This window comes from Nocardioides pollutisoli (assembly GCF_040045055.1).
Lineage (GTDB): Bacteria > Actinomycetota > Actinomycetes > Propionibacteriales > Nocardioidaceae > Nocardioides > Nocardioides tweenelious.
This window is the reverse complement of record NZ_JBDZDU010000001.1, coordinates 2886962-2898340: the sequence shown is the minus strand read 5'-3', so window position 1 is coordinate 2898340 and position 11379 is coordinate 2886962. Positions and strand designations below refer to the sequence as shown.

General features: G+C 71.0%; 13 protein-coding genes. 5 read left to right on the top strand and 8 right to left on the bottom strand.

Annotated elements, in window-relative coordinates:
- The first annotated feature begins 23 nt into the window (after window positions 1-23).
- The 4 genes from ABLE68_RS14240 (at window position 24) to ABLE68_RS14225 (ending at window position 3264) form a co-directional block, all read left to right on the top strand.
- A complete protein-coding gene (locus ABLE68_RS14240) occupies window positions 24-380 on the top strand; it encodes a hypothetical protein (RefSeq protein WP_348872194.1) in 357 nt (118 codons plus the stop codon).
- A 23-nt stretch (window positions 381-403) separates the two neighbouring features.
- Complete coding sequence (locus ABLE68_RS14235; RefSeq protein WP_348872192.1) at window positions 404-820, top strand: PPOX class F420-dependent oxidoreductase; 417 nt, start codon at window positions 404-406, stop codon at window positions 818-820.
- A 127-nt stretch (window positions 821-947) separates the two neighbouring features.
- The gene (locus ABLE68_RS14230) at window positions 948-2255 is read left to right on the top strand and encodes a hypothetical protein (protein WP_348872191.1); all 1308 of its coding nucleotides are present in this window, start codon (window positions 948-950) and stop codon (window positions 2253-2255) included.
- A 100-nt stretch (window positions 2256-2355) separates the two neighbouring features.
- Window positions 2356-3264: a S1 family serine peptidase gene (locus ABLE68_RS14225; protein ID WP_348872190.1), complete on the top strand. Its 909-nt coding sequence runs from the start codon at window positions 2356-2358 to the stop codon at window positions 3262-3264.
- Here ABLE68_RS14225 and ABLE68_RS14220 read toward each other — a convergent pair.
- Both ABLE68_RS14220 and ABLE68_RS14215 read right to left on the bottom strand, forming a co-directional pair.
- Complete coding sequence (locus tag ABLE68_RS14220; protein WP_348872189.1) at window positions 3250-3795, bottom strand: GNAT family N-acetyltransferase; 546 nt, start codon at window positions 3793-3795, stop codon at window positions 3250-3252. The genes ABLE68_RS14225 and ABLE68_RS14220 overlap by 15 nt on opposite strands.
- A gap of 41 nt (window positions 3796-3836) precedes the next feature.
- A complete protein-coding gene (locus tag ABLE68_RS14215) occupies window positions 3837-6236 on the bottom strand; it encodes a penicillin acylase family protein (RefSeq protein ID WP_348872187.1) in 2400 nt (799 codons plus the stop codon).
- Window positions 6237-6308: 72 nt separating this feature from the next.
- Between ABLE68_RS14215 and ABLE68_RS14210 the strand changes: the two genes are divergently transcribed.
- Window positions 6309-8387 carry a phosphoinositide-specific phospholipase C-related protein gene (locus ABLE68_RS14210; RefSeq protein WP_348872186.1) on the top strand — a complete coding sequence of 693 codons (2079 nt, stop codon included), beginning with the start codon at window positions 6309-6311 and terminating at the stop codon, window positions 8385-8387.
- Window positions 8388-8393: 6 nt separating this feature from the next.
- Here the strand turns inward: ABLE68_RS14210 and ABLE68_RS14205 are convergent, their stop codons facing one another.
- The 6 genes from ABLE68_RS14205 to ABLE68_RS14180 are packed head-to-tail and all read right to left on the bottom strand — an operon-like array spanning window position 8394 to window position 11375.
- Window positions 8394-8693: a GroES family chaperonin gene (locus ABLE68_RS14205; RefSeq protein WP_348873279.1), complete on the bottom strand. Its 300-nt coding sequence runs from the start codon at window positions 8691-8693 to the stop codon at window positions 8394-8396.
- 27 nt (window positions 8694-8720) lie between these two features.
- On the bottom strand, window positions 8721-8975 hold the full coding sequence (locus ABLE68_RS14200; RefSeq protein WP_348872184.1) for a DUF3618 domain-containing protein: 255 nt from the start codon (window positions 8973-8975) through the stop codon (window positions 8721-8723).
- Window positions 8976-9012: 37 nt separating this feature from the next.
- Window positions 9013-9768, bottom strand: a complete 756-nt coding sequence (locus ABLE68_RS14195; RefSeq protein WP_348872182.1) for an energy-coupling factor ABC transporter ATP-binding protein — start codon at window positions 9766-9768, stop codon at window positions 9013-9015.
- Window positions 9765-10433 (bottom strand): cobalt ECF transporter T component CbiQ, encoded by a 669-nt coding sequence (cbiQ, locus tag ABLE68_RS14190; RefSeq protein WP_348872180.1) that lies wholly within the window; start codon window positions 10431-10433, stop codon window positions 9765-9767. The genes ABLE68_RS14195 and cbiQ overlap by 4 nt, the downstream gene beginning before the upstream one ends.
- 1 nt (window position 10434) lies before the next feature.
- Complete coding sequence (locus ABLE68_RS14185) at window positions 10435-10689, bottom strand: PDGLE domain-containing protein (RefSeq protein ID WP_348872179.1); 255 nt, start codon at window positions 10687-10689, stop codon at window positions 10435-10437.
- Entirely contained in the window at window positions 10686-11375 is a 690-nt protein-coding gene (locus tag ABLE68_RS14180) for an energy-coupling factor ABC transporter permease (protein ID WP_348872177.1), read from the bottom strand. Before ABLE68_RS14180 ends, ABLE68_RS14185 begins: the two co-directional genes overlap by 4 nt.
- Window positions 11376-11379 lie beyond the last annotated feature (4 nt).

The following is an 11379-nucleotide window of genomic DNA, read 5'->3' as shown; positions in this document are numbered from 1 at the left end:
CGCGACCGCCTAGGCTGCGTCTCATGGCGAACCGGTGGTCGATCGGGTCGAGCAACAGCGTGCTGTCCCTGTGGTCGGAAGGCTCGGTGCTGAGCATCGGCTCGATCGGGTCGGTCGCGTCGCTGGGCAGCGTCGGCTCCTTCGCGTCGATGTTCTCGCTCGGGTCGTCGATGAGCCGGGTCTCGGCCTTCTCCTTCCAGAGCGACGGGTCGGTCCTGTCGCACCAGTCGAAGCACTCGGTGCTGTCGTCGCAGAGCCACGACGCGGCGCTCGGCGCCCGCGAGCAGGGCGACCTGCCGAGGCTCGGAGCTCCCGCGCTCGCGCTCGCGGGGCTCGCCGTCGCGGGCGCGACGTACGCCCTGATCCGCCGGCACCTCTGACCGACGAGGGGCATGCTGGTCCCATGGAGATCGAAGCTGCCCTCGGCGCCGTGCGCGCCAACAACCAGGCCGTCCTGACCGCGATCAAGTCCGACGGGCGACCTCAGCTGTCCAACGTGGTGGTCGCTGTCGGTGACGACGGCGTCCTGCGGGTGTCGACGACCGCCGACCGCGCGAAGTACGCCAACCTCCGGCGTACGCCGTGGGCGGCGATCCACGTCAACGGCGAGAGCTTCTGGTCCTACGCCGTGGTCGAGGGCGACGTCGAGCTCTCGGAGGTCGCCGCCGATCCGCACGACGCCGCCGTCGACGAGCTGGTCGAGCTCTACCGCGCCCTCGGCGGCGAGCACGAGGACTGGGACGACTACCGCGCGGCGATGGTGCGCGACCGGCGTGTGGTCGTCCGGATCACCCCGACACACGCCTACGGGACCGTCTGAGAGCTCGAATCTCAAGGCATCCGCAAGGTTCTTCCAGCGAGCGGACAAGGTTCGTCAACATCCATGTACGGCGGCGCGAACGACTGAAACCCTCGGGGTGTCTCGTCATTCCACCAGGGAGAACCTCGTGCGCAGTCGTCTCATCTCCACCGCGGTCATCGGCCTCGCCGGCGTCGCGGTCCTGCCCTTCGCAGCCGTGCTCGCCATGGCGCCCGCATCTGCGGCTCCCGGCAACAACGGGACGATCAAGGTGGCGGAGGTCAACGCCGTCGGCACCGAGAGCAACGACCCGCACGTCGCCTGCACCTTCGCGCTCGAGTGGTACAACTTCGACGCCGCGGCCGTCTCGACGGTCTCGTTCGAGAGCCAGGCGCCGACCAACGACGCGGTGCTGACCGTCGCCTCGGGCGCGACGCAGGTGACGCTCGACAACGACACGGCGGGCGGCAACTCCGACCTCGACGGTCGCCAGATCTACACGCTGAGCTTCGTGGGCACGCCGCAGGCGAACCAGGGCTACCACGTGAAGGTCACCACGAACACCACCGGCGCGAACGGCAGCGCCGCTCACGGCAACGACAGCAAGTCCAAGACCTTCTGGGTCGGACCGTGCGCGACCACGCCGACCACGCCGACCACCCCGACGACGCCGACCACCCCGACGACGCCGACCACCCCGACGACGCCGACCACCCCGACGACGCCGACCACCCCGACGACGCCGACCACCCCGACGACGCCGACCACCCCGACGACGCCGACCACGCCGACGACGCCGGAGACGCCGTTCGACTGGAACTGGCAGTACCCCACCCCGACCTGCACCTCGTTGGGCGTGACCTATCCGTCCAACATCCCGAGCGGCCAGGCGAACGACGCCAACATCCGCTTCGAGAGCAACGTCGGGCAGTTCACCCTGAACTTCCACAACAACACGGGCACCTGGTCGGGCGCTCACTCCTTCGACTACACGAGCCACCCGAGCTGGCCCGCGGGCGTCACGAGCTACCACGTCGTGTGGACCCAGGTCGGCGGCACCAACTACCACTGGCAGGGCGACGTCGCGTGCGGCGCGGCGGCACCGGCCCCCGCGGACCCGGCTCCGGCTGACCCGGCACCCGCCGACCCCGCTCCGGCCGACCCCGCTCCGGCCGCGTCGGTCAGTGGGTTCGACGACGACGTGGTGACGGTGGCCCGCGGCAGCGCGCCGAGTGCCCGCATCATCACCGTCGACGGCGCCGACTCGCTGGTGCTCGAGCGCCGCGTCCACGGCACCTGGCAGCGGGTCAAGGTCGTGTCCGCCGATGACTACGGCATCGCCAGCGTGACCTTCCCGAAGCTCAAGAAGGCCGGCACCTACGCCTTCCGCCTCTCGCTGCCGTCCTCGCACGGCAGCACCAGCTGCAGCGGCGTGGTGACCTTCAAGGTCCACTGAGCAGTACGCCGACGCTCCACGTCGCCGCCCGGGGTCACGTAACCCCGGGCGGCGACGGCTCGTTCGCCTGGTGGGAGACATCCACAGGAGAGGGAGCATCATGTCCGCACGGACGATCTGCACCACCGCCGCACTCGGAGCCGCCGCGCTCGCCACCGCGCTCGCCGTCACCGCGCCATCGCCGGCCGACGCCGCGGGCCACCACCCCCACGGAGGGCGGGTCCACGACTGGGCGCCGGCCGCCAAGGCCACGCTCCACCCCGGCACGATGATGTACACGAAGGGTGCCCAGTGCACCGCCAACTTCGTCTACACCGATGCCGTCGGTCACGTGTTCGTCGGCTACGCCGCTCACTGCGCCGGTCTCGGCGAGTCGACCGACACCGACGGCTGCAGCACGAAGTCCCTGCCGCTGGGCACCAAGGTCGCCTTCCGCGAGGGCGGCAGCGTCGCCGACGACGGCACGCTCCTGGCCACCGGCCGGCTCGCCTACTCGTCCTGGCGGACGATGCAGAAGCTCGGGACGAAGGCCGAGAACACCTGCGCCTACAACGACCTCGCCCTCGTGCGGGTGAGGGCGAAGGACGTCGACCTCGTCAACCCGTCGGTGCCCGTCTGGGGCGGACCGACCGGCATCGACACCGACGGCACGGCCGCCGGCGACCAGGTCTTCACCTACGGCAACTCCAGCCTGCGCGGCGGCGCGACGGTCCTCTCGCCGCACACCGGCGTCAGCCTCGGTGACCAGCCCGCCGACGGTGGCTGGTCGCACCCGCTCTACACCGCCTCCCCCGGCGTCCCCGGCGACTCGGGCTCCGGCTTCCTGAGCGCCGACGGCACGGCGATCGGCGTGCTCTCCACGCTCGGCCTCGCCCCGCTGCCGGCGTCCAACAACATCGGCGACCTGGCCAAGGAGCTCGCCTTCGCCAAGAAGCACTCCGGCATCAAGGGACTCCGACTGACGAAGGGCACCAAGGCCTTCTCGTCGACCCCGTCAGGCGTCTCCTGACCCTCGTGCCGCCGGGTCTGCGCTCGTGAAGACCCAGTCGATGCCGTCGTCGCCCTGGCAGTCCATCGTGGCATCGCGGTGCAGTCCGGCCTTGAGTGCCACGGTGCGGCTGGCGTGGTTGTCGGGCCGCACCCGCGCCACGATCGTCTCCGCGGGCAGCTCGTCCACGGTGGCCGACACGACGGCCGAGGCGGCCTCGGTGGCGAGGCCCTGTCCCCACACCTCCGGCACGAAGCGGTAGACCAGGTTGAGCACGGGGCGTCCGTGGATCGTCATTCGCTTCACGCCCGAGTAGCCGATGACGTGGTCCGCACCTGAAGCACGCACGCACCAGTAGCCGAACCCGTGCTCGTCCCAGTGGTCTACCCACCGCGCCACGAGGGCGGTCGCCGCAGCGAGGTCCTCGAGCCGGTCGGACGGGTTGTGCTCGACGGTGCGGGGGTCCCCGAGGATCGCGAGCACGCCCGCTGCATCGGTCGCCACGGGCCGGGTCAACCGCAGCCGTTCGGTCCTGATCTCCTGCGCACCCACCGCTGGATGGTCGCATGCTGCCCGTCGAGCAGTCTCCGCGCCTACCCGGTGATCGTGAAGCGGCGCAGCAGGTCCTTGCGGATCTGCGCGTCGGTCCAGGCGAAGTGCACCCAGTGCTTCTTCGAGAACATCCGGGTCTGGTCCGTGGAGTACGGCGAGCGCGGGTTCTCCGACTGGCCGTAGGTCAGGATCGTGCGCGCATCGACCCGCCCGCCCGGAAGGAACGAGATCGCCTGGATGTGCGAGGAGCCGTAGGTGATCGGCCGGTAGTGGTCCTTGTTGTCCTTCGCCCACCGCGACGCGAGCGCGTTGGCGTTGCCGGCCGCGTCGCCGGTGCCGCCGCCCAGCGGGATGGGCGGAGCACCTCGGTCGCCCGCGACCTGGAGCGAGCCCCAGGTCGCGTTGAACGCGATGTGCTTCTCGCGCAGCGCGGCGATGGCGTCGGACATGGCCTGCACCACCTGCGGGTTGGAGACGTTGAGGTCGCGCGGGGTGTTCAGCGGATCGTTCGGGTCGAACGGCGTGAGCCACACCGGGTCAGCGGCGTCCACCGGCAGGCTCGGCAGCCGGGTGATGAACTCCTCGAAGATCTGGTTGCCCCGGGCGTCGGTGTTCGACGTCCGGTCCCACTTCTCCAGCACGGCGCAGGCCCTCGTCTCGCCGGTGGCGTCGCAGACGGCGTCGAGGTCGCCGTTCTCGCTCATCACCTCGGCGGCCATCACGCGGTTCTCGTGCTCGTGGCCGCGCAGACTGGCCGGTGACTCCTTCTTGCCCTTCGCAAGACGGTCGATCACGTAGTGGGAGACCATCCGGGTCCGCATCGTGCGCACGCACTGCTCGCAGCCGATGATCCCGGCGTAGCCCTCGAGCGGCTGGTCGGGGTTGGGCAGCCAGTAGGAGTCGTTGGCGTTCATCACCCAGTCGCGACGGACCTCCATCGGCAGGTTGGCCGGACCGAAGATGCCGGGCCGCTCCGCGTCGTCGTCGGCGCCCCAGGCACAGGTCGAGTCGGCGAAGGTGCCGTCGAGCCCGGGCAGCCCGGCGACCTCGTCGAGGACGCGTCCGGTGGGAGTCATGCAGGCGGCGGCGAGCCTGTCGGGGACGTTCGGGACGACCGAGTGGTCGGCGTACACGACGTCACCGTTGCGGTCGGCGGCCGTCGTGTTGACCCAGGGCATCCCGCCGCCCGCGTCCTGACGACGGATCAGGTCGCGGACATCGGTCGCCTTGCCCATGTTCAGGAACGTGTCGATGGTGCGCAGGTGCTCGGCGTTGGCGTCCCGGATCGCCCAGACGCTCGCGGGGCCCCACGGCATCAGCTGCGCAGGCGCGTCGATCACGAAGCCCTGCGGCGTCCGGTAGAGGTCCTCGGAGGCGGTGCCCAGCGTGCCGTTCTTCTTGCGCACGGTGACCTTCACGGTGTCGTGCATCAGCTGCTGCGGACCGGCGTCGGTGAGGTACGTCGTGCCGGGACCGACCGTCTTGTACTCGTACGGCGTGAACCGGTAGGCCGTCGACACGGTGTGGCTCCAGGCGACGTCCTTGTTCCAGCCGATGTTGATCGCGGGCGACCCGATCAGCGAGGCCCCGGCGACGTCGTACCTCCCCGGGATCGTCAGGTGCTGCTCGGTGAAGTGGTAGCGACCGCGCCACGGGAAGTGCGGGTTGCCGAGCAGCATCCCCTTGCCGGTCGTGGACGACGCACCGCCGACGGCCGTCGCGTTGGATCCGAACGGCGACTCCGGGTCGCGACCGAGGGCCTTGAGCAGCCGGTCGCGGTCGACGGCGTCCGCGGAGACCGGCACCTCGGGCAGGCCCGGGTCGTCGGCACTGGGCGGCGACGCGTCGACGATCTCCTTCACGAAGACGCCGCTCGAGGCGAGCAGGTTGGCGAGGTAGACGCCGTACCAGAGGTCGATCGGCTTCACGTCGGGCTTCAGGTAGCCCGCACCCTTGCACGCGGGATCGGTGACCTTGTGGGTGCGCAGCCACGTGTTGGCGCCGGCGACGTAGCCGTCGACCATCTGACGAGCCTGGGCGCCGGGCCCCGCGACCGGGTCCTTCAGCAGCTTCTCGACCACGTGCCGCTGGTGGAGGTCGGTGACGAAGGCATCGACCTGCAGGTTGGAGGCATTGAGCGTGACCTGGTCGTTGTAACGGCCCTTCGGGCCGAACCAGCGGGAGCGCTCGCCGCGCCCCGTGACCAGGGTGTCGGCGAGCGTGCAGATCGAGTCCTCGGCCGCGGCGTACCCGCTGCCGAAGCCGAGCGAGCCGAAGTCGGAGGCCGTGATGTGCGGGATCCCGTGCCGGGTGATCGCGATCGTGGCGCGGTAGCGGTCGGGCTTGGCTGCGACGGCGTCGGCGCCCCCGGTCGGAGCCACCGCGACGACGACAGGCAGCAGCGCGGTGACCGTGGACAGGGCGAGCAAGCGTCGGAGCATGCCTCGACAACGGCCCGTCCACCATCGGAGTTATGCCGACGACGGACCACCTCTCCCTGCCATAGTCGGCCCGTGAGGTACCTGTCGCGCGCGCTGGCCGTCGTGGGCGTCGCCCTCCTGGTGATCGGCGCGGTCTCCGGAGTCGTCCACCGGGAGGTGCTCGACGCCGACCGGTTCGCCGCGCACGTCGAGGCCGTGCGCACCGACGACGCCGTCTCGCGCGAGCTCGGTGTGCTGGTGGCCGACCAGATCATCGCGGCCGAGCCCGATCTCGTGGCGCTGCGCCCGCTGCTCGAGTCGACCGCCCAGAGCCTGGTCGCGAGTCCGGCGCTCGGGCCGGTCGTCGGGCTCGCGGTGGCGCCGACCTTCGACGTGCTCGACGGCGGCGACGGGGCGATGGTCCTCCGGCTCGCCGACGTCGCAGCGCTCGTCGTCGCGACGGTGACCACGCTGTCGCCCGCCGTCCACGCGACGCTCCCGCCCGACCTCGACGTACGCCTGTCGGACTTCGCGGGACAGGACCACACCAACGGCGTCCTGCACCAGGTGCACGTCGTCGACCTCCTGGCCTGGCTGGCCCCGCTCCTCGGCGTGCTCCTCCTCGTGACGGCGGGCTCCGTCATCCCGGCCCCGGGACGGGTGCGCCGGGCGGCGCGGTACGCCGGGCGGGGGTCGGTCGTCGCCGGTGGGGTGCTCGCCCTGGCCCTGGTCGTCGTCGGCTTCCTGGTCGGCCGCACCGATGACGGCACGTTGTCCGGAGCACTGGCCCAGGCCGTCTGGGGTGAGCTGTCCGGCGCCTTCTGGGTCGCGGTCGGGGTGCTGGCCGTGGCCGGTGCTGCGATCGCCCTCGCAGCCCGGCCGGGGACCGACCTCGCACCACGGTCGCTGCTCCGCGGCGCGACCACCTGGATCGTCGACCCCGGTCCGGAGCCGTGGCCGCGCGTCGGCCGCGCGGTCACGTTGCTGCTGCTCGGCATCGCGCTCCTCCTCCAACCGCTCGCGGTCGTCCAGATCGTCCTGAGGGTGGTGGGCGCGGCCCTGGTGCTGCTGGCGCTCGGAGCGCTCGTCACGGCTGTCGGCGACCTGGTCCGGGGGCGGGAGGACCGCACGCACCACCTGCCCCGCATCCTGGTCGGGACCGTCGGCGTCCTCGCCCTCGTGACCGCGCTGCTGGCCGGCGCGTGGCCGGGCAGCGACGACCTCGCCGGAGCCGTCGCCGTCGACGGGACCGCCTGCAACGGCCACGACGAGCTCTGCGACCGGACGTACGACGAGGTCGCGTTCCCGGCCACCCACAACTCGATGTCCGCGGCCGACCAGCCGGGCTGGTTCTTCGCCGAGCAGCCGGACGGGGTGATCAGCCAACTCGACCACGGCGTGCGGGTGCTGCTGATCGACAGCTGGTACGGCCAGGAGACGTCCCGGCCCGGGGTCGTCGCCACGAGCGAGGGCAGCCGGGCTGCGGGGATCGCGGAGGCACGCGAGTCCTTCGGGGACGCAGCGGTCAACAGCGCTCTGCGGCTACGGGACGCGACGAAGCTCGCGCCGACCGGTCCGGTCGAGCCCTACCTCTGCCACGCGCTGTGCGAGCTCGGCTCGACCAAGTGGGAGCCGCTCATGGAGCAGGTCCGGGCCTGGATGGACGCGCATCCCCGCGAGGTCGTCACGCTGTTCGTGCAGGACGAGGTGAGTCCCGCCGACACCGCCGAGGTCGTCGAGGATGCCGGGCTGCTGCCCTACGTCTACACGCCGACCGCCGACGGCAGCTGGCCGACGCTGGGCTCGATGATCGACTCCGGCCACCGGCTGGTGGTCCTCATGGAGAACCACGGCGGCGGCACGACGTACCCCTGGCTGCTCGACGGCTTCCAGCAGGTGCAGGACACGCCGTACCTCTTCGAGGACCCGTCGGAGTTCAGCTGCGACCTCAACCGGGGCACGCCGGACCTGCCGGTCTTCCTGGTCAACCACTGGATCGACGACAAGACCGCGACGGTCACCAACGCGGCCCAGGTCAACGCGCTCGACGTCCTGCTCCCCCGACTGCAGGAGTGCGCGTCCGAGCGCGACCGGCTGCCGAACTACGTGGCGGTCGACTTCTACGACCAGGGTGACCTGTTCGGCGCGGTCGACGCGATGAACGGCTTCTAGAGATCCCTAGAGATAGAGACCGGTCGACTCGTCGGCGATCCGATCGGCGGCGACGGCGTGCACGTCGCGCTCGCGCATCACGACGTAGAGGTCGCCGTGGACCTCGACCTCGGACTTGTCCTCGGGATCGAACAGAACCTTGTCGCCGACCTCGACGGCACGGGCGTGCGGGCCGACCGCGACCACGCGCGACCAGGCCAGCCGGCGCGCGCCCATGGCAGCGGTCGCCGGGATCACGATGCCGCCCGACGAGCGCCGCTCTCCGGCGTCCCGGTCGACCTCCACGAGGATCCGGTCGTGGAGCATCTTGATGGGGGTCTTGTCAGTCACCGCTCAGCGGACGACCTTGCGGATGACCACGAAGACCGCGATCACGCCGACGACGCCACCGACGGCCTTGAGGATGTTGTCGGTGCGGGGCTGACCCGTCTGCGAGTCGACGAAGTGAGCCTTGATGCTGCTCACCTCGCGGCCGACGATCGTCTTGGGGTGCGCCCGGTAGATGAGCTCGTCGATCGTGGTCGCCAGGCGCTCCCGGGTCTCCTCGATCTCGACCTCGAGAGCGGACAGCGATTCGTCCTTGGGCACGGGTTCTCCTCTGTCGACAGGTCCGGGTTGGAGGCTATCAACCAGCGCGCGGTCCTGCCGTGCGCGGGTCGAACCCGAACGGCAGCTCGAGGCGGTGCGCGCGCATCAGCGCGTCGTCGGTGAGGACGTCGTACGTCGTCCCGTCGGCGACCACGCTGCCGCCGCTGAGCACCACCGACCGCGGGCACAGCTCGAGCGCGTAGGGCAGGTCGTGGGTGACCATCAGGACGGTGACGTCGAGCGAGCGCAGGATGTCGGCGAGCTCGCGGCGCGAGGCGGGATCGAGGTTGGACGACGGTTCGTCGAGGACCAGGATCTCGGGCTCCATCACCAGCACCGTGGCGACCGCGACCCGGCGGCGCTGGCCGAAGGAGAGGTGGTGGGGCGGACGGTCGACGAAGTCGGCCATCCCGACCTGGTCGAGGGCCGCCATCACCCGCCGGTCGAGCTCGGCGCCCTTGATGCCGAGGTTGGCCGGCCCGAAGCCGACGTCGGCGCGGACGGTGCCCATGAAGAGCTGGTCGTCGGGGTCCTGGAAGACGATGCCGACCCGGCGCCGGATCTCCTGGAGGTTGGCCTTCTCGACCGGCAGCCCGCTGACCGAGACGGTGCCCGCGCCGGCAGTGAGGATGCCGTTGAGGTGGAGCACCAGCGTGGTCTTGCCGGCGCCGTTCGGGCCGAGGAGCGCGACCCGCTCGCCCTGGTGGACGTGCAGGTCGACGCCGAAGAGGGCCTGGTGGCCGTCGGGGTAGGCGTAGGCCAGGCCCTGGACGTCGAGGACGGGAGTGCTCACTTGGGCATCCTCCCGGTGTAGCCCCGCGACAGCATCGCCAGGTGGACCCGCTCGCCGCGCTCGTAGGAGCGGATGAAGAGCGCGCCGGCCGAGCGGGCCAGGACGGGCCAGTGCTTCGGGTTGCGGGCGGTGAAGCCGCGGGACTCGCGGGCCACCTTCATCCGCTGCATCTCGCCGGTGACGACGTCGAGGTAGCGGACCATGAAGGACATGATCTGCACGAGCTGTTGCGGCAGGTGCAGCCGCTCCAGCCCGGCGAGCAGCGCCTGGGGCTCGGTGGTCGCGGCCAGGGTGAGGCTCGCGAGCACGCCGAGGGTGCCCTTGATCAGAAGCGCGATGCCGGCCTCGAGACCGTGCTGGCTGACGCTCACGCCGAGGACCTCGGTCTGCGGTCCGGTCGCGACGAACGGCAGCAGCAGCGCGAAGAAGAGGAACGGGACCTCGACGACCGACCGCTTCAGGATGTAGGTGACCGGCACCCGCGAGACCGCGATGACGGCGACGACCATCGCCAGGTAGACCGCGAACGCGGCGTACCAGTCGCGCGGCGTGGCGACCACGACGATCATGAACGTCAGCAGCGTCAGGACCTTCAGGTGGGCGGGTGCCCGGTGCACGGGCGAGTGCCCGTGGAAGTGCAGCTTGTGACCGTGCCCGGCACCCACGTCAGTCGGACCCGCGGCGGCGTACGGCGTACGCGATCCCGGCCCCGAGGGCGAGGACGACGAGCACGCCGATGACCCCGGTGAGGCTGCCGTAGCCGCTGAAGAGCGCGCCGTGCGCCTTCTCGGTGTGGGCGAACCCGTGGTCCTGCGAGACCTTGGTGAGCCCGTCGGGGTCGCTGTCGGCGAAGCGGCTCACCACGCCCGCGAGGACGAGGGCGACTCCCAGCAGCCCGACGAGGACCCAGCGCATCTTCATGCGACGGCCTTCGGCTTGATCTCGAGCTCGCGACGCGCGAGGACCGGCCGAGCGCCGTACACGAGGTCGGGGCGGATCGCGATGATGCTCCCGACCGCCGCGAAGGTGATCACGGCCTCGCCGATGCCGATCAGCACGTGGACGCCGATCATCGCCGTCGCCAAGTTGTGGAGCGGGATGTCGGCGGTGCCGCCCACGACGTAGAGGGCGACGAAGAAGGTGGCCGCGACGGGCACCGAGACCAGCGCGGCCGCGCCGGCGCAGATCGGCACCACGGAGAGCCGCTTGGGCAGGACCATCTGGGCGAGCTTGAAGACCAGCCAGCCGACGACGACGGTCGTGACGCCCATCAGCATGATGTTGGTGCCGAGAGCGGTGATGCCGCCGTCGGCGAAGAGCAGGCACTGCACGAGGAAGACGACGCTCATGCAGAGCACGGCCGTGAACGGCCCGACCAGGACCGCAGCGAGCGCACCGCCGAGCAGGTGACCGCTGGTGCCGGAGGCCACCGGGAAGTTCAGCATCTGGGTCGCGAAGATGAACGCCGCGACGAGGCCGGCCATCGGCGCGGTCTTGTCATCGAGCTCCTTGCGGGCGCCGGCGAGCGCCACGCCGATGCACACCGCAGCGGCCGCGCCGGTGGCGGCGGACGTGGGGGCGTCGAGGAACCCGTCCGGGACGTGCATGCTG